This is a genomic window from Bacillus sp. TE8-1 (assembly GCF_008368855.1).
GTDB lineage: Bacteria > Bacillota > Bacilli > Bacillales > Bacillaceae_G > Bacillus_A > Bacillus_A cereus.
Genome location: NZ_QPET01000001.1, coordinates 17,249 through 36,953 on the forward strand (window position 1 = coordinate 17,249; position 19,705 = coordinate 36,953).

Sequence of the window (19,705 nt, forward strand, 5' to 3'; positions counted from 1 at the left end):
CGAAAAAACAATCCTTAGAATTGACAATCAGCTTCTAAAAGGTTTTTTATAGTTATTTAATGGAGGTTAGGTATATCTTTAGTTTAAACAAGCTAAATTATTAATAGTTAAAAAATTTTATCCGTTTTTCCCTTGTTTTAAAGGGAATATACATAATAAAAAGAACATATATATGATTATCCGAACCCAAAAGTTTCTGATCTCTTGACAGAATATGCAGGAGGGGTAAGAAATTACCCAACGGATGGGAGTTGCACTTCCTGATCATTGAGATCAAAATGTGCCCTATAAGATGGAGATGACTTCCCTGCCTAGAAGCGAAGTGTCTTTTTACAGAAGAGCAAAGGAGGGCTAAGAATGAGCCCAGCGCCAGTACACAGCGGCATACTCGGTGGCTCGTTGATCGTGAACGACTACTACCGGTTCAGCCAGCTTGAAACCATCGGTCCGGCTCAAATCGAGACCGAATCGACGACCCGCTCGTTCAGCACGCTTGACGAACTGCTGGACCACATCCTGGCGACGGCGGAGCAGACGCACATCGTCGTCAACCATGGTTCGCCCACCCAAGGGCTCCTCATCCGCTTCAGTCCCAACTCGCCGTACAACGCCACCGGGCTGGTCGCGCAAGCGCTCGCCAACCTGGTGGACGCGTTAGTGCAAGGGACGCTGCCTCCTTTCGACGGCAGGTTGCTAAACGTAGCTCTCCAGATGGGCGTTAGCCCGCCGGAGGCGCTCCTCCTCCTCGAAAAATTCGTTCGCGTGCGCCAGCGGAATCCGATTCTCCACTTCCGCGGCTGCAACTTGGGCGGGAACACGGCTATGCTGAACTTCTATAAGCTGCTCTTCGGAGCCGCTCTAATCACGGCTCCGAACTGTCGGATGTTCTATCTGCGTATCCGTCCCCGCCGGCCGGCGAGCGGCACATCGATCGCGCAGCTCGCCGTGCAGGCGCCTTCCACGGCCAATACGAGGCGGAGGTTGTTCCAGGCACCAGGTGTGAGTTCTGTGGGCCCACTGTTGGTTGACGTGAGGGACATCGACGGGCATACGAATGTTGACTCGCCGCTCTCGGTACTCGACGATCCTGCTCAAGCTCAGAGGTGGGGGGAACTCTTGACGGGACGCTGGACCAACACGGCGCCGGAATTCGTCCTCCCCGTCTTGTGGAATGACTTCGAGACAAGCTTTCCCTGCCCGCTTGAGGTCAGTTATCGCCAGCGGCTGTCTATGGTGTAACTAGCGACGACAGAATCATTAGCACTACTGCGTCAAGTCCTGGATGTTTTATGCAAGCTCTTATTCAATATAATGGCCCTTTAGTGGAGTAATTTATAAAAACACCCCTTTAGATAACAGATCCAAAGGGGTGAAACACCGTAATTCTTTTTATTTTTTTAATAAAAATCTACGAGCTGTAAGTTTGGATGCTCCTCCCATTGCCCCCATCATTCCTCTCCCAGATCCGGTACTATACCACATGTTTCGAAGAACAGAAGGACTCTTTATTAGAAGAACACAACATCCTATCAGTAATAAGAAATTAAAGAATATAATGTCCTCATTTATTAAGATACTAAGAGTAGCCACGAATAAGAAGATTTTTGCAAGAACAGTAACGATCTGACTTAATAATCCTCGCCACCAAATCCCCAGATATTCATTATCATCAGCGATAACAGAAACACAAGCTAAAGGGCTAAGTAAGTATAAAAACATGATGTCTGCATGGAAAATTGCAACTGAAAACACAAAAGCAATGAACGTAATTGCAAATACAGCTAGTAATATGAGAAGAGCGGCCCCCTGAAAATGAAGTGTTGCAAAGTTTCTAGGATCTAACATTTGTTCAATTTTCTCTTCACTAATTTTACTACCTTCAGAAATCATCCAGTTTCCCATGTTGTAAGCTACCTCTTCTAACAGTATCTTCTGGATAAAGGGCATAGCTGGTATCAATAAGGCACTTTTTAACATGTTAACAATAACTGGTCCGTAAGAAATGGCATCCCCTGCAGCGTTTTTGGACATAACCTCGATAATTTTATATAAAACGATAGTTAAAACAATAGTAGATTTTATGTCCAGTAAGAAGTTATTAACTGTCGAAAAAAACTGAATCTCAGCACCTTTTTTAGCAATAGATCATTACACATGAGAAGTGCCCACTGAATAAAATCTTGCAGCATCTTTTGAATTGCTTCAACAATCTTTTCTTTGAAATCAAACAAGAGTATTCACCCCTTATTCAGCTTTTTTAACCTTCACGATTTTCCATACACCTTCTTGTTTTTCTAGGGTAATCAATTTGTGATCAAAGTCATTACGCTCTATATTAAAAGTAAATGTCTTTTCCGTTTCATTAAGTGAGGTTTCTTTAATTTCTGTATCATATGTAAACAAAAGATTGGATTGTCTTTCTCCATTATCCAGATCTTCAGCCTTGTTCATAGTTAAAAGATATAGAAGTCTTATTTAATCTTCTTCACTTAAATCCTTAGATAGAGAAGGTTTATTTTTTTCTTTGAATTTTCCCCAAGCTATTGCATTGGCTTCGTCACTTGTTTTTGCTTCAGCTAATTCTTCTTGATCATCGAATGAGTATAAAAACACTTTTTATTACTTTAGTTGCTTTCTCTTGTTCAACTTTAGGATTGAACTGTTCACCATTTCCACCATTACATGCAGCCAGGAATATAATCATTATGGCTGGTATTAACAAAGTAATTTTTTTCAACCTAAAGGCTCCCTTCCTTTGCTGAATTTGTACTATTCTTCTGAATTCGTGTCAGAAGCTGCACCCATTGTGGCGAAGAAACTCATCGCAAGCTCTTCTTGTTTTTCAGCTTCTTTCTCAGCTTTCTTTACTTGTTGCTCATGCATTTCAGCTTCAGCTTTTTCTACTGCTTCTCTTCGTTCATCGGATCTAATGTATTCTTCATACTCAGCTTCTTGTTTTTCGAACCATTCGAGCACATCTTTTGTAGGGTTGCTTTTATATTTAAGTTGGCTTACACGATAAGAATTTGTTACATTTGGGAAAAGCTGAAATTGTACTGCTTTTTTTGCTTTAATTGGATATTTTCCAGTGATTATGATTATAGAATCATCGGGACTCATTGTTAAAATTTCATCCACATTCATGAGGTTACGTGATGAATAAGAATAACTACTTGATGAGGATGAACTTGACGACTGACCTTTCGAATTTGAAGTTGAACCAGTTTCCATTCTTGCGGTTGTTTTTCCCATGAGCTCAGAGTAGTATTTTGCTGTTGTCTCATTTACGTTACCTAGGCAGATTTTAATACCACAATTACCAAGAATGGACTCAGCTTGTTCACGACCGTATTTTTCTTGCAATTGAGTTATATTTTGGACTATCGTACAGACTCCAATTTCATAGCCCTGGCAAGTTGCCAGAAACTTCTCATAGTCGGGAAATTTCCCTAGGTTCGGGAATTCGTCAAGAATAAAAACCACAGGTTGCGGTAACTTAGCACCGTGTTCGGCACCCACTTTATATAGTTCTTGGAACATTTGATTAAAGAATAAATTAATTAAACCTTCCAAAGTTGAGTCCATAACCGGAATAATCACGTACAACGCAATTTTCCTTCTTCCCACATCTCCCAAAAGAAGTCTGAAAAGCTTGTGAACCGTGAAACTGAACTAGATGTAAAATCACCAATTGTCGTAAGCATACTAACAATAATATTCGCGCGAGTTTTTTCTTGAGACTTCTTGAATCCAAGTTCATATGCTCTTCGTGCCGGATGAGTCTTATCAAGTCTTAAAAACTGTTCGTCTAACTCACTTGCTCCACTTGCACTTGTTTCTGGATCAAATTCTTGTAGAAAACCCAGAACACCAGCCATGTTACGCTGTACAGGAGGTAGTTCATGAACAGCGTAGAGAATGAGAGCTTTTAGTAAGGAAAATTGGGCATTGTACCAGAAATCTTTTCGTGTCGGATCATTTTTGGAAGCAACAATGGTATTTGCCACAGTAGAAGCCTGTATTTCCTCTCTGACGTAATCGAAAGGATTATAGCGATCTGATGAATAGTCCATCTCCATAAAATTGACTACATGAACCTCGTAGCCTTGTTTTCTCTTAATCTCACTTGTCATTTCAAAGACTTATTGTGATAGGTAAGGGTTTGATGTTATCTCCACCTTTTCCCCCACATCGCACCGTACGTGATGGTTTCCCATCATACGGCGTTCCATCGTTTTCAACTGACACTATAAGTTGTTTTATATTGTAATCGGTTCATTTTCAGACTTAGTACGAAGTTCATTTAATTTCCTTAGTGATTTCTCATTAAAATTGAGCGAGCGAAGTATGCCTTTGATTTTCGCTATGTTGGTCATGTGAATTAACCTATGGACGAATGAGTCGACAATGACTAAGTTGCTGTAAGTATCAGTCCCTCCTTTATTAAGAGGGACTATATGATGACAATGTACTCTGTCGATTCCAATGACATCCCCAATCACATAACATTTTCCATATTGAGCGACATACTTAGATATCCTGTTGTCGTTATACTCGATGCTCCTATTTTTAGAAAAGGTAGCCATAACTTGTTTAAGAACGTCCCTAGGTATGGATTGGAGATTTTCATGGATTTTATTTCTTCCCTCTACTGTGTAATTACAAGTGTTTTGAGAAAAATTCCATGGGTTTTTATGATGCATACCTGTAATAGGAAGTAATGGTGTGTTACAAACCGAATATATTTTGGTATTAGGCAGAATGCCTTTGGCTCGCTTTTGAAACTTCTTAGGAGTTTCACTAAAACAAATTTTCTTACTGTTTTCCCTAAGTCTGTTTTTAATGGATTTGAGAAGAGTGTAGCTAACCTCTGTCAAATTAATGTCGATTTTAGTCGCATATTTGTAGTAATTTTGTATTCCAATAAGGGTAGTGTTATATCTTATAACCGCTTCAGCCGTTGGATTTTCCTGTATCCCTCTAATCTTGTCTTTTAGAATTCGTTTGGTCTTTTGTATAGCTTTGTCTGTCATACTCGTTTTAGCTACATATCCATACCTGGATTGTCCTTGTTGAACTAATTTGACCTTAAATCCTAAGAAGATAGATGAGTTCTTTTTGAGATTTACAACTTTTGATTTATCTTTATTAATATCTAGTCCGAGTCGTTTCTTCAGAAAATCCACGGTAGCATAGTAAAATTTCTTGGCATCTGTATATGTTTTACACATTATTTTGAAGTCATCTGCGTAACGAACGAGATGTCCACCTTTTAGTTTTCGATTCTTACGCGCCCATACAAGCCATCCAGGTGATAGTTTTGCATGTTTAGGGGTGAAATTCTCCCATTGATTGCACACCCACCAGTCAAGTTCGTTAAGTACTATATTAGAGAGTAAAGGCGAGATAATCCCACCTTGCGGTGTGCCCTTAGTAGGAACTCCTTCTCCATGAATTTCAGATTTGAGAATTTTAGAGATTACACACAGAAGTGATTTATCTCTAATTCCCAATGTCCACATCTGTTTTAAAAGTTTACCGTGGTTGACATTGTCAAAGAATCCTTTGATATCAATATCTACGCAGTAATGGTTGCGATACATATTCATAAGACTAACCATTCGACTTAAAGCGTGATGTGTGCTTCTATTCGGTCTGAAACCATAGCTATGGTTATAAAACTTTGCTTCACATATAGGTTCAAGAACTTGTAATATGGATTGTTGGACTAACCTATCCCAGATAGTGGGGATTCCTAAAGGACGCGTTTTACCATCTCCCTCTTTAGGTATATATACCCTCCTGACTGCATTCGGTTTATATCGCTCCAATCTACGTCTAACTTCTTTAATAATTTGTAAATCATTAAGGTACCAGATGTCTTTAATTGTTAACCCATCTACACCAGCAGTTTTACTACCTTTATTGGTTTTAATGTTTCTATATGCTAGTCTAATATTTTCTTCTGAACCAATAATATCCATTAGCTTATAGAAATTGTTACCATTGAGACTACTTGAATATAATTCGTCATACTTAGATTGCATGTCATAATACTCGTTATGTCTCAGCTTTGGTTTCTTCAACATGGGCTGTAGCCTCCTTTTCAAGAGGGAACTACATCTCTTAGTCTTACCCGAATCCATGTTTACCGTTAGTAACTGTTCAGTCTTCAATCGACTAGTGGCTATCCCTCCACGTTCATTAGACGTTTCACAGGTACTGTGCCACCACTTTCACTACCATAAATCCTGGTTATATAACGAACTAATATCATTCGTACTTTCCCACGAAACGCTTCACTGGAAGCAAGCCCTCTGCGTTGGTAGCTTACCACGTTCCATCATTCTTATCTGTACATATACACTTTTAGGTTTCTCCTATAAGCCTGTTATCTTGATATTGCCTGTAACAATATATGGACGTTCATAAAGGAGACTTTTACTAATCCACAATAACGACACTAATTGTGCCAGCATACCTTTCGATATGCTCCCGTTATAGACCCGTACAATCGGAGATTCGTCTGCACATTCAAATCTCGAATTGCATTATTGTGCATTCTAACCATAAGTGTTTTGTAGACTCCCGGCCTATAGGCTACACTATCCACCTCTGGACAGCTTTCGTATCTGTTTGATTTACGGTAACTCTCAGCCGACTTCTTCGAGCTTCATACAATAAAATTCTTGCTAACTTTATTGCATGTCGAAGGTTTAGAGGAAGCTCTTCAAGGCGTTACCCTATCATTTAACTTCTCAGAATGACAGTTCACTGTTGAACTGTTTGTTCGACAGTGCCTAAGCTTTTCACTTAGGAACGTGTCGCACCACCCTTTGGATCAGTAACGACCAAAGAGCATTCTTTTTCATATAACACATTTGTTATAACATAGCTTTGTGTTTTAAATGAACCGGACCTCCAGTTACAAAGTGGTTTCGATTCGGAAGCTTTGAATTCATTGGCTGTACAAGAACGGAATTATTGACAATCCCTAGAACTAAACCGTTATAATCCATATAATTCTGCTTGCTCAATTTGCTTTCTCCCCTTCCGAAACGAGTATACTAGCTTCAATGTCTTTGATAAACTGTTTTGGTGCTACTGCAACAGTCTCACCTTGTTTGAAAATTTCATGTTTATGGGTAAATCTGCTTGAACCATGAATCCCGTATTTGTCAGCTAATTCATATTTACCCTTGCTACCCTTCATGAAGAAAGCAACGTAAATAGCTAACCCGACAGCAGCACTGCCGAGTATGAAAAGAGGATTCTTATCTGCAATTAAGCTATTAGATTGACTAATTGGATGTAGTACGTTTTGGATGATAAAATCCATAGAAGGAGCTTGTGATACATTCGCCTTATTGGCTGCTAGAAATGGAAGTAGACTAGCTATATTGATCACGAACAGTTCAAGAATTACGAGTAGAACAAAGGTTAAAAATATCCGTATTCCAAACGTTTTCATTGTTTTTCCTCCTTTTTGATCACCATTTCAACATGGCTTGATTAATGACCTTCAAACGGTTCAAAAGCCCCCATAAATTCAAGTTTGTTAATTACTGAATTTTTACAACAAGTTTTTTTGTAGGGTAAAGAATTCAAAATGATATCGGAGAGGGAAATAAGGGGACTGGCGAATTGAATAATCAATAGAGAATGCACTATTAAAGACGAATTGAATAAATTAGAGAGAACAAATGAAAGGGGGTATGCACATGGATTGCTGTCTAAACAGACGTACCTTTATTACATTAACTGATGGTTCCGACTTTTGGTACTATCCGATTATTATTGAAAGAACGACAGTTGCTGGCTACCGTTGGGATGGGAACTGTTGGGTGGAGAACGGAATTGACCTAAGAAAAATCCGCTGGTTTAATTGTTTATAAGAAAAAGAGTAATAGAGCGAATAATCAGATGATTTTTATTCCATTATAAATATGACAAGTCTCCAATTTAAACAAAAGGAATATACATCCCATAATGTTAAGGGGGTATATTCCTTTTTAAGATTCCGGAAAGGCAAATAATTTAATATCTAGGGAAAGGAATGCTTGTAACTAAAGGAGCACCAGGAATAATTGGCCATGAAATGTTAAAGTAAATACCCTTACCATTACTTCTACTATTTGCTTCAGTTAATCTAGTAATTTCCACTCCGAGAATGGCAGTAATAAAGGCCAATGGAATGCCGCCTGGAGTAGTTATAACACCCATTTCAGCCAACGTAGTTGCAATGAGACTAGCTTCAGCACCCGTTATTATTGCATCAATTAGATATAGTGTGGCTTGATAATCAAGGGATACTCGCGCTCCACAGACTCCAAATGTAACCCCACTGGTGGATTATAATTGTCCACTCTGTGGAAAACCGGGTATACAGTAGGGTGGCTAACAGGAAATTGATTAGGATACATAGACATATTCCAGTAACCATTGTTTGGACCTATATTAAACATTATTCTTAATGACCTCCTCTTTTTTCATCAATAAGAGTATTCCAGTCTATGTACTTTAGCATAATAGCGTGATAGCGTGACAAAAGGCCCTATTAAAAATCAAATTCTAAACATAGGTCTATGCTTTGTTTAATACAAAGAGTTGAAAAACAACCATGGTTTTCTGAATAACTTCACATAATATTTCCATGATATAGACATCCACCTAATTGAAATAGGAAAACTATTATACATTACAGATGAATAATTATTAGGTAATGGAGGTAGTTATTCAATCTATGGACAATATATTCACAGTAAAAAGGACGTCCTACCTATGACACATACACAATCACCCATTTATATAAGGACAATCAACATTTAATTCTGGATTAATATATAATATCTGGAAAATATAATTAAGGTGAGGAGTGACAGCCTTGTATTATCATCCATTTCCATATTCAAACCAATTGCAGAACCATCATCTCTATTATAAACATAACACATTAGCAAACCCTTTAAGTTATCATTCAAATGCATATCAATCTTATGATCATCAAAGAAATCCGATAATTTACTATAATCCGTATCAAAATGGAAGTTATCACTATAGGCCAGACACTATTAAAGTTGAAGTATATTTAGCGGGAATCTTATGTGAACAAGCTGGTTCAGGAGAATTGAATGATTTAGAAATCTACGGTAATATCATGGCTAACGATACTTTACTATGGAATGTTGATTCAAACCATCATGTGAAAATTTTAGAAAGTAATTTATACCCGATTCAAGTAACAAGACAAATCATTTTAGATTCAGATCAACCTCTAAGAATACACGGTCATTTATGGTCAAATCATTCACTATACTATTGTGAACCATATATTACAAATAATCGACCAGCTGGAGCTGCTGTTTCAGGTATCATAACCGCAATTGATTCTGCCGGATCAGCCGTCGAAAAGGTCCAAAATACCCTTAAGGGTTTTAATAAACCACGATCAGTGGTGCTTGAAATTGATAACAACACCGGCCTAACGTTTACAAAGAGTTCCGAACAGCACCTATACGGTGATTGGGCTGCCATGCCTCCAGATAAGATTCCATCCAAAACAGCGGTTGTATTTGGTTCCCAGAGCCCTGGATCAAGCTCTATAAGAGGGACAGAGGGTTGGATGTGGTTCACGGCACCAGGCCTTGCTATTCGTATTTATTGGGAGAACCCAATGTGGGGAACAAAAAAATGTGATGTAGAAATTTACGGGGAAGATGCTGATAAGTACCGGATTGATAAAAAGTGTAGTAGCAATGATATAGGTGCACTTCTACGTTATGAAATATATCCTCGCTAAAACAGAGCAAAAGGAGGGTGCCCTTGACATATTAGAATTGGGGTCTCTTTTTTTGTTTAATAAACGTATTTCAATAAATATGAATGCTACCTAACATTTGCTTTCCACATTCATTATATAATCTCGTATGGTCTCTTCCGGTTTTGGAAGTAATCCTGCTAGGAACACATCAGATAGTGGACCCATGGGTAAGGGAACAAGATCTGGAAGGTGAAAGAAACTTAATTCGAGAAATTTAAGGAGCTCTCGACGGAGTGACACTTCATCAATAGATGGAAAGCGGATATGATGAACAACGGTATGAAAGCGTTGGTTCGGGGCAGCAGGATTTGAAGTGGCTTGATCAGGCCATTGGCCGAGACCGAGTATAGGATCTTCGATGGTGCTGGTATTAGTTAGGCCCAGGTGTTCCTTCCATATTTTAAGCCTAAGCTCTTTTGCAAAACTCCATACCAGTACGCTGACACCATTCATCATTCCTGGCACGGTAGTCTCATCCACAATACCTAAGTGCATCTCTGAATCTGTGGTATGGCTTCGTAAATTGATGTTCACCGAACCGACTGCGGCATAACAGTCGTCTACAATTATCAGCTTGGAGGTACGTAGATGTCCTTCTCGGGGCCGGTCTGCTGTAGATGATAGACGAAAATGTTGCCAGGGTTATTCTTACGAATCAGGCTGACTGCTTCAGCCCTCATTTTCTCGTGGACATCGGAGATGGATCGCATTTCGTACTTGTGTGAGAGAACCAAAATAATCTTCATGCCCCGATCGGCGGCTTGACGCAATTTGTCGGTCAAAGTGCAAGGCCAGAAGTACTGGTCTTCGATGTAAATATAATGCTGGGCACGATCAATGGCTCGTTCATATGCCAGACGCACTGTTTGTTCCCCTCCAGGGAAAAAGGAATAGATACTTTTACAAGCCAGGGTTCGTAAAACCTGTACATGTTGATTACCTATTGAAGCACCAGCCGGCGGTGGCTCCGCAATGCCTTCTGCCTTCGAACCGCCTGGAACACCTGGTATCGAATGTGGTGCTGTTTCATCGTTCCAGCGCTGACGGAAATTATTCCACACTTGTGCCACGGCTGGCCCTCTTACGGCAACCTGTACGTCATGCCAGGCATCCATAAACTCTTTTTGGCGCTGCGGTGGACTGTAGTGCTCGGGGGTATCCCATCGATTGACGCAAATATCAATCCCCCCACATAGGCACAATTGAAATTGGCTGAACTAAGAATGATGGTTTTCTGGTGATGAGCCCATCACTATCAAGCTAACAAAACAAAACCCCCCTAAAATGAAAAAACGCTATCCTTTCTGTATATTTATTTCTGTATCTGATGAATTACAACTATTTGCTCAAGAGATTCAAAGTTTTTTATCTCCAAATACCTTACGGGATCTTGCTAGAGATGTTGGTTTTGTACAACGAACTAGTAAGTATCAAGCAAAAGATTTAGTAGCTTTATGTGTATGGGTGAGCCAAAATGTAGCTATGACTTCTTTAACTCAATTATCTAGCTATTTAGAAGCATCAACAGAAGTACTCATCAGTCCTGAGGGACTGAATCAACAGTTTAATAAGGCGGCCGTCCAACTTTTACAATACCTACTAGCCGAACTACTAAGCAAAAAATTGGCCGCATCTATGCCGATTTCTTCTCCATACACTTCTGTTTTCAAGCGTATTCGTATTTTAGATTCAACTCCCGGATGTATTTTCATCGGTTTATCCAGGTGCAGGAGGATGCAGCCATACAGCTGGAATAAAAATTCAACTTGAATATGATTTGTTAAGTGGACAGTTCCTACATATTCATACAGGTCCAGGTAAACAACATGATCGCACCTACGGCTCTCTGTGTGTCCCAACTGTGACAGCAAACTATTTATGTATCCGAGATTTAGGTTATTTTCATTTAAAAGACCTTCAAGATATACAAGATAAAGAGGCCTACTATATCTCTCGTATCAAGTTGAATACACGTATGTATCAAAAAAATCCTAATCCTGATTATTTTCAAGACGGAAGAATTAAGAAAGGTACAGAGTATATACAGATAGATATGGAGACGTTAATGAACCCCCTTCAACCAGGACAAACATGTGAAATAGCTGATGCTTATGTAGGAATGATTGATAAAGTGCCAGCTCGTGTAGTTGTTCATCGATTAACAAAACAACAGTAACAAAAACGATTACAAGATCAAATTGTAAGAGAAAAAAGAAAGGAATGACATATTCTCCTCGTAGTAAACGACTCAGTGGTATCAATGTATATATGATAAACACCCCTACAGATATTGTCCCGTTGGGACAAGTACATGATTGGTATTCTTTACGTTGGCAAATCGAAATTTTATTTAAAACGTGGAAGTCATTCTTTCAAATTCATCAGTGTAAAAAGATAAAACCAGAAAGATGGGAGTGCCATTTGTATGGACAGTTGATTGCCATTCTACTCTGTTCTTCTATCGTGTTTCAGATGCGGCAATTGCTTATTATAAAAAAGAAACGAGAACTGAGTGAGTATAAGGCCATATATATGATTAAAAATTATTTTCTTCTTCTTTTCCAAGCTATTCAGAAAGACACCCAAGAGCTATCAAAGGTTCTATTTCGCCTATTCAACCTCCTACAGCAAAACGGGCGAAAATCTCATCGATACGAGAAGAAAATAGTCTTTGATATAGTAGGTCTCGTTTACAATTGTACCATGTCTGATAATCAAGCGGCTTAATTGAAAAAAGGAAACCCGTTAGGATTTATTTCGTATGCAAATCTTTAAAGCACCTACATATAGGATTTCGAAAAAAAGAAATCATCTTGCTTATCGTTGACGTTATATGAGCTTAGCTTGATAGGTATGAGGTGATGGGCTCAAAAACGTGGAACACGATCATCAAGAATGGCTGCCGCCCTTGGGCTATTCATGGCATTGATTTTCTGAACGAACTCCATGTTTTCCACAGGATGTTTGTAAGCTAAACCGGCTCAGACCGGGTAATGTCCATTTTATCACGGCTGAGCCAAAGTGATACCACAACATAGCTCGGACGTTTACCGCCTTGTTGATGAGTGCTATGACTTGCTGGATTAAGGTTGAAGGGCCGGGAAGCGTCGGTTCAAGAAATTGGTCCGGCGAAACCCGTCAGCCAGTCAAGTGAAAATAATCACCGTCTTGCATTGCTGAAATGCGGGCAGCTAAATGGGACATATATGCTTCCCCATCGATGAGGGGGGTGACCTCATTTCCTGAATTAAAGTGAGGGGTTCTCGGTATAATGTCTGCCGGTAGAAACCAGTAATTTGGGTCTGTGTTAGCCACATGCAACTCTTCTCTACTATTATTCTTAGTTATCGCAAAACCATAAACATTGATTAGCTAATGAGTTATGGAAAGAATAGAGCGAATTAGCCAACAAAACTCCGCAGTCCGCCTTCCATAACTGCTTTCTTTATTATTATTCGCTGTGAAATTCTAACTTTCATCAAAATCATTTTTCCCATTGTGGCGCGAAATGCAAGTGTGTTTAAGAAATATGATAGTACGGAGTTTAAATTGCAGAGAATTCGCGTGGGTTTTGATCAGAATATAAAGGAGAGTTGATGCATGAAGGATAGATAATGGATGGGGAGAAAAAGAGCTGGCAAACCAGCCCTTTTTCGAAGGTGCTTCTTCAAATAAATGTGAGGTGGATAGCAGCTATAACGATGGATATAAAGTATTCAGAATTAGGAGCACTTTTAAGGGCCAGCTAAATAAAGGTCGATGGTGCGATCGACAATCGAGCGAAGTGCATTTACCGAATCGTCATCACTAAAGCTATTCTGAAAGACTACTATAAAGTTCGCCTTTGAAAGGTCACCTATATTTCGTTGCACGATTGCCCCTTCAGAAGCGACCCATTCCCTTGACTTTAATGGTCCTAACCCAATTTTTGAATGCGTTACTTTGAAGTTTCTTTCAGGAAGGTGGGGTTTTCGACGCTTGAAATCCAACCAAGATTCGTTATTTCCCAAAGCAGCTGAGACAATCAACATATTCTCCATTAATTTACTATAGGTATTATCATTTTCAGATGTGCTTTTATAGTCCACAAGAGTATGTTGATATATATGAGCAAACAGATTGGCCATATCAAAACATGTAGATGCTTGGGCTGCATCACCATCATTCTCAGTTGGTATACGAATGGGGGGCATGGAACCGGTAAAGGTTCCTCCAACCCAGATTCCGGTCCTGCCTTCTGGGAAAAAAAAACCTCCGGCGGTCAAAGTTCCGTTAATCCAGCTGTAACTAAGTGCCTGGATGCAGGCCGCCGCAGCGTTATTGTCACCTTTAATAATCATGTCTTGGAGGTGCTTTTGGAACGGTGGGAGGAATATGACCTCATGACTAGGGCTCAATGTGAAGATTTGCTCATATATTGGTGACTTCCTTGCATCTTGTTCGTTCACAGGAGTTAATGTTACGTGTGCCTCCCTTAGTATCGAAAGGAATCTATTTTTAATTGTTTCGTCAAAGTCCGATTTTAGCCGCGTATACAAAACGTCTGGTGTAGTTATACCGGAGTCAGTTACAACTTGATTGGCGCTTTTACGCAATTCATATGCTGCGTATAAGACGCCCATTTTGACGAGGCTTGCTGTGTAGAAGCTTTTACCGTACTCTATTCCTGCATGTTTAAAGTCCATAGTTGTGGTTTCGTTGATTGTCACAAATGAGATTGCTGTTCGTTTAATGCTTGGTAATACATCAGCTGCTTCATTAACAGCCCGATCCAAGCACGACTGCAAAAATGGATCAGCCCCAAGTAGTGTCGGATAGGGAACTGGAAATGGGTTTGTCATTAGTTAATCTCCTTTCACTCGGAATGAATCAATTTTCCCGAAAGATAATACTTGTTACTTAGTCCTGAATTAACTTCCCTAAAAGATGTTTAAATACTATCTTTTTGGCTCGTAAATATTTTATTTCCTTTTAGTAGCCGTTGGCTACTACTGTCGTTTTTCTCTAAGCTATCGTGATGTGCCTGAAATTTTGAAGGAACGTGGTATTTCAGTTCTTCCACAACGATTATGCGCTGGATACATAAATATGGCCATCTGATGTATCAGGTTTGGAAAAACAAAACGGTACAGTTATCTTGGCGTTTGTATGAAGACAGAAGAAATTCAGACACCTCAACTGAATCAGCAACAGGTAAATAAGTATATTAATTGGTATCAGCAGAAAATCCTCCAATATAATGAGGAAAATAGATGTAGTTTAAGAGATATTGGAAAGGAAATAGAACTTTTCCCTTCTAATCTTTCGAAATTGTTAACGGGTAAAAGAAAAAGTTTAAGCGGGGAAACACGTAATAAATTAGAGAAGAGGATTGAAAGGCAAGAAGTAGTGAATTTATTGTAGTATAAAAATCTTTATGTTACAGATTGAACAGGGTATCACCAAGTAGATTTCATCTCACTTGGGTAATACCCTGTTCAAATTATAAAAGAAAAAGTGAATTGTAATTTATAAGAGATAATCTTTTTAATATATTTTGTAATTAATGAGTTAAAACCTTCAAATATAAAAAATTTGAAATACTTCTAGTTTCAATTAATTCGTGATATTGTTCATAATTTATTTTTATGGTTAAGCACGAGTTAAATTAAAATATCCTTTGTACGAACCACCATCACCGTTTAGTAAATGAGTTTCTAACTTCTTACGGATTAGATTATGAGACAATTCTTCTGGACGAAGAGCGAGTTGGACCATATCCTTCACTGAAAGATTAACAGTAAATTCTCCTAGGAAGTCATCAGCTGTACCTAGTAAGTTGTTTATTTCTTTTGAGATTACTGGTTCTAATGCTTTTAATGCAACTCCTGCAGCAACTCCTACACCTGGGGTCGATAAGGCTTAGCCCTCCTGCAATACCAAGAGAAGCCTGTTCAACAGCCTTTTTGACTATCCCCATGTGTACATTAGGATCGCCTTGATCTCTTTCAAATAAAACAAAATTTAAAGTTAATCCCATAGGTTTACCATGATAGAGTTCAATGTTGTCAGGAACACTCTGCTTATCATCAACATCTTTGTATAACCTAGTCATACCTGTTGCAGGTTGTGAACCAGGAGCAAATACAGTAAATATAGCATAAATTTCATCTTTTCCGGGCCCATCGGTAGTACCAAAGCAATGAATACCACTATAGGTCATCAAAACTTGATTCATGTCAATGGGACCTATATCGTTCCACCAATAAATTTCACCTTTTTCAAAATGGCTTATTATTCCTCCATCTTCTAACCGGACTTCGTCCGAGGTAGGAAATCCAAGCCAGCTCCTAAATCCCCCCAGTGCATCATACTTTTTACTAATAAAATTAGGAACCCAATAAGCTGGTCCGGCTGCATTTTTGGTATATATGTCACCATTTTGATAGCGGATACGGTAACCCTGTGCATAACCAAATAGACTTCCAGGTAACTCTGGTACAACCCCTAATTTTTCTAAACCAGATATAGGATTTCCTGTTGCTCCTGTTGCACCACCTAACCAATTCCACTTATTTTCAATTGTTTGTTTTGCCTGATTTACAGGAGGATGAAAATGAGGGGCTGAACCAGGTATATCATGACCTGTTACACCTGGCCCTGGCGGTCGTTGAAGTTTACTTACGGGGTTGATCATGTTGAGGATCGACTGGATAACCAAAGTAGTTGTTCATATTGGCTCTTTGAGGGGGAGGTATCTCAGTAATAGTAAAGTTAAGCAAAATAATTTGACCAGATTCTTCAAATCTTAACTTATATTCTGTGCCTCCAGGATGAAAATGGTGTACAGTGATATCTTTATAACCCATATCATCATCTTCATCAATAGGGGGACGGTCCTTTTCATATAAATGACCACCTAAATGTATTCCTTTTTTTGGATCTACATTTTTAATAACTAAAGGTTGGATATCTTTGAAAAAATAAGCACCATGTTCTGGAACAATGACAGCGTTGTTTCTGTCTACATCCCACATTATAGTCTGGAAGTTCGCTCTGAACCAACCATAAATTTCCAATTCATATCCTTCGCCAAAACCTGTACTTTCACAATAAAGAGAGTGCAACTTTACCTCAACTGTTTTAGTTTCATTCCTATTTGTGTTACATGTATATTGATGCGGTATAAAATTAATATCTGGATAGTAGTAGTCTGAAACAAGTAAATATTGGTTATCATTAGATAAGGATAATAATCTAGATTGGCAATAGGGTTGATAGTAGTAGCCTGAAATAAATGGATATAGGTTGTCATCATATAAGGATATTGATCTGGATTGATAATAAGGTTGATAGTAGTGCCATTGTATATAGGGTAAAAATGGATATTGATACAAAAGAGTCACTCCTTAAGTTGTTTTACGTTATTATATTTAAGTTTATAATATATTGAAGTTTGTCTTGTGTATAAATGGGTATTAGTCTCTCACTCAGATATCGAAGATCTGTGTACGTTCTTTTTAGTGAGATTATTATAGAAATCCAATTGCCAAATGGAAATCATTTGCATAGAAATTTATATAGGAAATTACATAATGAAAATTCCTTGATATTAATATCTTGATTGTGTAATATATAAGTATATTGTTAGTTTATTTGATTCCGTTTATTCCCACACCTTTTTTTGTGTTGTGGTTGAGTTGTAGAAGCAAGTTGCGTCTTGTTTCATTTGTGAAAGGGCTTCTTTGAGCCGATTAGTGTATATATAGCTTATTTTGCTATGCACATTATTAATCGACTTGAAGAAGCCCTTTTTGTGTTGTTTTCAGGTTTGCAGGCGGGGTTATTTATTATTCATAAAATAACAAATTAAACAGTAGAGGAGATAGTAAAATGAAAAAAGATTGTAGACACTTAAAACTAGTACCAACAGTAGAGGAACATAAAACACGAATGGAAAAAAATCAGAAATCATATGCTGCAGCAGCAATGTCATCTGAATCCAGAGCAAGAGTGAATCAAATGAGAGAGTGTTTTGAAGCCGAAATTATATTACCGGATGGTAAATTTCAATATTTTAAACCAAACACTCTTAATGAAAAGGAAGCCATTCACGAAATCGCATTATTTATTGAAGGCATTCAGGAAGCAAAAGAAGGCTATCTCATCTTGTGGCGCTTTGTCGGGCAACAAAGTTTTTATCATAGTACAAAGATCGTAGCTGAACCGAAGTATCGTACACTCCTACGTAAGATGAAAGATTATTTTTTTGATTACGAGGAAGTTGTTTATGAAAATGAAAAATAAGAACGAAAGAGGGATATGAAAATGAAAAAAGATAACATGTGGACAGTATTAAATGATCCAAATGAGCGGGAAACAAGAAAGCAATCCCAAGAGCCGGATGATATTTTTGCTGGTATGGATGAGCTATCGGAGATTATAGATGAAGAACTACCATTTTAATAAAGTCGAGGTAGTTTATAGAGGGTAAAAGGGAGAACTAAGTGATGTATTTACTTGGATCTTCCTTTTTTTATTGTAAAAAAAGAACTTGGAGGAAACGATTATGCGTTTAGGAAATGATTTAGTGGCGGGATTTTATCCAACACCACTAACAGAAGGGAATCATTTAATTCAGTTGTTACAAATGGAATCAGAGCGAGCTTATGCTTGTTTTGATCCATGTTGTGGAGATGGTACAATTTTACGAAGTTTTGCAGACGAGGTGAAACAAGTTGGTATACAACTTGATACGTATGGAGTAGAAGTAGATGCAAATCGATATGGAAAAGCAAAAGAGCAATTAGATGTAGTGGTACGCTCGAGCTTTGAAAGCATGATGATTAGTCATGACTATTTTCCACTAATCTTTTTAAATCCACCTTATAATACGGAGCTTCGTACAGATAATGAAAAATCAGAGAAAATGGAGTTCAACTTCCTAAAACGCGCTCACCATTATTTAGCAGAAGGTGGAATTATGGTATATGTTATTCCATATGACAGATTTACTAGAGATGATATCAGTTATTTCTTGGCTAAGAATTATGAGGAAATAGGCTTAATGCGTTTTGATGATGAAAATAAGGAGTTCGATGCATTTAAACAGTGTGTCTTCATCCGTCGTAAGCGTGAATCTACGAAAAATGATACATACTTCAACGATCGATTCGCGAATTTTTGCGAAAACATGTCTGACCTTTCTTTCGTCAAAAAACATGTAAATACATTAGCAGAAATGGTAAATCATAAGGACTGGGCTATACCAGAATTGCGTCATCAAAACAAACTTATTTTTACATCACGAGTGGATTATAAAAGTGCTTATGAAGGTGTGGGAAAATCAGAAGGTATCTCGACATTTAAGAAACGCTTAAATAGAGGAAATGGTTACTCACTTCAAGCTGAAAAAACAGCTGTAGAGAGAGCAAAGATGCCAATTGCTTCTGGACAATTAGGACTATTGCTGATAACGGGTGTGGCAGATGGTTTGCTTGGTGAAGGTGATACACTCCATGCAGTTCGTGGATCTGAAAATGTGTATTATGAAAATTCATTTGAGCAATTGGAAACAACAACCAAAGAAGTTGTATTACAAAAACGCCGTGCGAAATTTATCATTGCAACACCAACTGGCGAAGTCAAAGAACTTGTCTAGGAAAGGAAGAAGGCTATGTCTGTACTATTAGGGATAGGAGCACTATACATTGTATGGGAGTTTAGCAATCGTATATTTCGTATTGCTATTGTACTTACAGTCATTTGTTTATGTGCTTCTCAATTAGGTGCAGGTACATATCTGGAAGTATTAGAGCAATTCTCTGTGTTTCAAGGTGCAGGTGATATGCTACATGCGGCTGAACAATCATTACCAGAGTGGAAACAGTTTATAGATTTTTAACC

Annotated in this window: 22 protein-coding genes and 2 pseudogenes; 10 read left to right on the forward strand and 14 right to left on the reverse strand. The window is 38.4% G+C overall.

Annotated elements, in window-relative coordinates:
• Positions 1–357: 357 nt before the first annotated feature.
• Positions 358–1,239: a hypothetical protein gene (locus tag DN404_RS00075; protein ID WP_149214498.1), complete on the forward strand. Its 882-nt coding sequence runs from the start codon at positions 358–360 to the stop codon at positions 1,237–1,239.
• 150 nt (positions 1,240–1,389) lie between these two features.
• Here the strand turns inward: DN404_RS00075 and DN404_RS00080 are convergent, their stop codons facing one another.
• The 7 genes from DN404_RS00080 to DN404_RS00100 form a co-directional block, all read right to left on the reverse strand.
• Entirely contained in the window at positions 1,390–2,142 is a 753-nt protein-coding gene (locus tag DN404_RS00080) for a conjugal transfer protein TrbL family protein (RefSeq protein ID WP_370512792.1), read from the reverse strand.
• A gap of 627 nt (positions 2,143–2,769) precedes the next feature.
• Positions 2,770–3,600 carry a type IV secretory system conjugative DNA transfer family protein gene (locus tag DN404_RS30780; protein ID WP_255444862.1) on the reverse strand — a complete coding sequence of 277 codons (831 nt, stop codon included), beginning with the start codon at positions 3,598–3,600 and terminating at the stop codon, positions 2,770–2,772.
• The gene (locus DN404_RS30785; protein WP_255444812.1) at positions 3,597–4,133 is read right to left on the reverse strand and encodes a type IV secretory system conjugative DNA transfer family protein; all 537 of its coding nucleotides are present in this window, start codon (positions 4,131–4,133) and stop codon (positions 3,597–3,599) included. The genes DN404_RS30780 and DN404_RS30785 overlap by 4 nt, the downstream gene beginning before the upstream one ends.
• 126 nt (positions 4,134–4,259) lie before the next feature.
• Positions 4,260–6,089 carry a group II intron reverse transcriptase/maturase gene (gene ltrA, locus DN404_RS00090; protein WP_149214500.1) on the reverse strand — a complete coding sequence of 610 codons (1,830 nt, stop codon included), beginning with the start codon at positions 6,087–6,089 and terminating at the stop codon, positions 4,260–4,262.
• A 724-nt stretch (positions 6,090–6,813) separates the two neighbouring features.
• Positions 6,814–6,879 carry a hypothetical protein gene (locus DN404_RS30790; protein ID WP_255444864.1) on the reverse strand — a complete coding sequence of 22 codons (66 nt, stop codon included), beginning with the start codon at positions 6,877–6,879 and terminating at the stop codon, positions 6,814–6,816.
• Positions 6,880–6,884: 5 nt separating this feature from the next.
• On the reverse strand, positions 6,885–7,037 hold the full coding sequence (locus DN404_RS30730; RefSeq protein WP_218944511.1) for a hypothetical protein: 153 nt from the start codon (positions 7,035–7,037) through the stop codon (positions 6,885–6,887).
• Positions 7,034–7,471 carry a hypothetical protein gene (locus DN404_RS00100; RefSeq protein ID WP_149214501.1) on the reverse strand — a complete coding sequence of 146 codons (438 nt, stop codon included), beginning with the start codon at positions 7,469–7,471 and terminating at the stop codon, positions 7,034–7,036. The genes DN404_RS30730 and DN404_RS00100 overlap by 4 nt, the downstream gene beginning before the upstream one ends.
• Before the next feature lie 250 nt (positions 7,472–7,721).
• Here DN404_RS00100 and DN404_RS00105 point away from each other — a divergent pair, with 250 nt between their 5' ends.
• The gene (locus DN404_RS00105) at positions 7,722–7,895 is read left to right on the forward strand and encodes a transporter (RefSeq protein ID WP_098559513.1); all 174 of its coding nucleotides are present in this window, start codon (positions 7,722–7,724) and stop codon (positions 7,893–7,895) included.
• Between the two features lie 142 nt (positions 7,896–8,037).
• On the opposite strand, the gene DN404_RS00110 is transcribed toward DN404_RS00105, so the two are convergent.
• Positions 8,038–8,223: a hypothetical protein gene (locus tag DN404_RS00110; RefSeq protein WP_142307836.1), complete on the reverse strand. Its 186-nt coding sequence runs from the start codon at positions 8,221–8,223 to the stop codon at positions 8,038–8,040.
• A gap of 661 nt (positions 8,224–8,884) precedes the next feature.
• Between DN404_RS00110 and DN404_RS00115 the strand changes: the two genes are divergently transcribed.
• Positions 8,885–9,799, forward strand: coding sequence for a hypothetical protein (locus DN404_RS00115; RefSeq protein WP_149214502.1), 915 nt, complete (start codon positions 8,885–8,887; stop codon positions 9,797–9,799).
• A gap of 90 nt (positions 9,800–9,889) precedes the next feature.
• Here DN404_RS00115 and DN404_RS00120 read toward each other — a convergent pair whose 3' ends face one another.
• Together DN404_RS00120 and DN404_RS00125 are read right to left on the reverse strand one after the other, a co-directional pair.
• The gene (locus tag DN404_RS00120; protein WP_149214503.1) at positions 9,890–10,285 is read right to left on the reverse strand and encodes a hypothetical protein; all 396 of its coding nucleotides are present in this window, start codon (positions 10,283–10,285) and stop codon (positions 9,890–9,892) included.
• A gap of 104 nt (positions 10,286–10,389) precedes the next feature.
• Positions 10,390–10,890, reverse strand: coding sequence for a hypothetical protein (locus DN404_RS00125; protein ID WP_149214504.1), 501 nt, complete (start codon positions 10,888–10,890; stop codon positions 10,390–10,392).
• Positions 10,891–11,128: 238 nt separating this feature from the next.
• Between DN404_RS00125 and DN404_RS00130 the strand changes: the two are divergent.
• A pseudogene (locus DN404_RS00130) lies at positions 11,129–12,547 on the forward strand (IS4 family transposase).
• A gap of 1,007 nt (positions 12,548–13,554) precedes the next feature.
• Here DN404_RS00130 and DN404_RS00135 read toward each other — a convergent pair.
• On the reverse strand, positions 13,555–14,661 hold the full coding sequence (locus DN404_RS00135; RefSeq protein ID WP_149214505.1) for a hypothetical protein: 1,107 nt from the start codon (positions 14,659–14,661) through the stop codon (positions 13,555–13,557).
• A gap of 115 nt (positions 14,662–14,776) precedes the next feature.
• On the opposite strand from DN404_RS00135, the pseudogene DN404_RS00140 reads away from it, so the two are divergent.
• Positions 14,777–14,973: pseudogene (locus DN404_RS00140) on the forward strand (IS6 family transposase); the annotation flags it as partial.
• Entirely contained in the window at positions 14,969–15,223 is a 255-nt protein-coding gene (locus tag DN404_RS00145; RefSeq protein WP_149214506.1) for a hypothetical protein, read from the forward strand. The pseudogene DN404_RS00140 and the gene DN404_RS00145, both read left to right, overlap by 5 nt.
• A gap of 228 nt (positions 15,224–15,451) precedes the next feature.
• Here the strand turns inward: DN404_RS00145 and DN404_RS30795 are convergent, their stop codons facing one another.
• From DN404_RS30795 to DN404_RS00155, 3 genes are read right to left on the reverse strand one after another with little or no spacing between them, the layout of a single operon-like run.
• Positions 15,452–15,577: a hypothetical protein gene (locus tag DN404_RS30795; RefSeq protein ID WP_255444818.1), complete on the reverse strand. Its 126-nt coding sequence runs from the start codon at positions 15,575–15,577 to the stop codon at positions 15,452–15,454.
• Between the two features lie 43 nt (positions 15,578–15,620).
• On the reverse strand, positions 15,621–16,496 hold the full coding sequence (locus tag DN404_RS00150; RefSeq protein WP_149214507.1) for an LGFP repeat-containing protein: 876 nt from the start codon (positions 16,494–16,496) through the stop codon (positions 15,621–15,623).
• Positions 16,477–17,196, reverse strand: coding sequence for a hypothetical protein (locus DN404_RS00155; RefSeq protein ID WP_149214508.1), 720 nt, complete (start codon positions 17,194–17,196; stop codon positions 16,477–16,479). Before DN404_RS00155 ends, DN404_RS00150 begins: the two co-directional genes overlap by 20 nt.
• 496 nt (positions 17,197–17,692) lie before the next feature.
• On the opposite strand from DN404_RS00155, the gene DN404_RS00160 reads away from it, so the two are divergent.
• The 4 genes from DN404_RS00160 to DN404_RS00170 all read left to right on the forward strand — a co-directional run bounded on the left by DN404_RS00160 (position 17,693) and on the right by DN404_RS00170 (position 19,703).
• The gene (locus tag DN404_RS00160) at positions 17,693–18,106 is read left to right on the forward strand and encodes a DUF6018 family natural product bioysynthesis protein (RefSeq protein ID WP_149214509.1); all 414 of its coding nucleotides are present in this window, start codon (positions 17,693–17,695) and stop codon (positions 18,104–18,106) included.
• A 21-nt stretch (positions 18,107–18,127) separates the two neighbouring features.
• Complete coding sequence (locus tag DN404_RS30345; protein ID WP_179951836.1) at positions 18,128–18,265, forward strand: hypothetical protein; 138 nt, start codon at positions 18,128–18,130, stop codon at positions 18,263–18,265.
• Positions 18,266–18,368: 103 nt separating this feature from the next.
• Entirely contained in the window at positions 18,369–19,460 is a 1,092-nt protein-coding gene (locus DN404_RS00165) for a DUF6094 domain-containing protein (RefSeq protein ID WP_149214510.1), read from the forward strand.
• A gap of 15 nt (positions 19,461–19,475) precedes the next feature.
• Positions 19,476–19,703 carry a hypothetical protein gene (locus DN404_RS00170; RefSeq protein WP_000114819.1) on the forward strand — a complete coding sequence of 76 codons (228 nt, stop codon included), beginning with the start codon at positions 19,476–19,478 and terminating at the stop codon, positions 19,701–19,703.
• Positions 19,704–19,705: the final 2 nt, after the last annotated feature.

What these genes read in the sequence shown, in the direction of transcription:
- DN404_RS00160 (WP_149214509.1), top strand. Translation starts at nt 17,693, where the DNA reads ATGAAAAAAGATTGTAGACACTTAAAACTAGTACCAACAGTAGAGGAA.
- DN404_RS30345 (WP_179951836.1), top strand. Translation starts at nt 18,128, where the DNA reads ATGAAAAAAGATAACATGTGGACAGTATTAAATGATCCAAATGAGCGG.
- DN404_RS00150 (WP_149214507.1), bottom strand. Translation starts at nt 16,496, where the DNA reads ATGATCAACCCCGTAAGTAAACTTCAACGACCGCCAGGGCCAGGTGTA.
- DN404_RS00110 (WP_142307836.1), bottom strand. Translation starts at nt 8,223, where the DNA reads ATGGGTGTTATAACTACTCCAGGCGGCATTCCATTGGCCTTTATTACT.
- DN404_RS30785 (WP_255444812.1), bottom strand. Translation starts at nt 4,133, where the DNA reads ATGACAAGTGAGATTAAGAGAAAACAAGGCTACGAGGTTCATGTAGTC.
- DN404_RS00105 (WP_098559513.1), top strand. Translation starts at nt 7,722, where the DNA reads ATGGATTGCTGTCTAAACAGACGTACCTTTATTACATTAACTGATGGT.
- DN404_RS00145 (WP_149214506.1), top strand. Translation starts at nt 14,969, where the DNA reads ATGAAGACAGAAGAAATTCAGACACCTCAACTGAATCAGCAACAGGTA.
- DN404_RS00100 (WP_149214501.1), bottom strand. Translation starts at nt 7,471, where the DNA reads ATGAAAACGTTTGGAATACGGATATTTTTAACCTTTGTTCTACTCGTA.
- DN404_RS00165 (WP_149214510.1), top strand. Translation starts at nt 18,369, where the DNA reads ATGCGTTTAGGAAATGATTTAGTGGCGGGATTTTATCCAACACCACTA.
- DN404_RS00075 (WP_149214498.1), top strand. Translation starts at nt 358, where the DNA reads ATGAGCCCAGCGCCAGTACACAGCGGCATACTCGGTGGCTCGTTGATC.
- DN404_RS00170 (WP_000114819.1), top strand. Translation starts at nt 19,476, where the DNA reads ATGTCTGTACTATTAGGGATAGGAGCACTATACATTGTATGGGAGTTT.
- DN404_RS00135 (WP_149214505.1), bottom strand. Translation starts at nt 14,661, where the DNA reads ATGACAAACCCATTTCCAGTTCCCTATCCGACACTACTTGGGGCTGAT.
- DN404_RS30795 (WP_255444818.1), bottom strand. Translation starts at nt 15,577, where the DNA reads ATGGTCCAACTCGCTCTTCGTCCAGAAGAATTGTCTCATAATCTAATC.
- ltrA (WP_149214500.1), bottom strand. Translation starts at nt 6,089, where the DNA reads ATGTTGAAGAAACCAAAGCTGAGACATAACGAGTATTATGACATGCAA.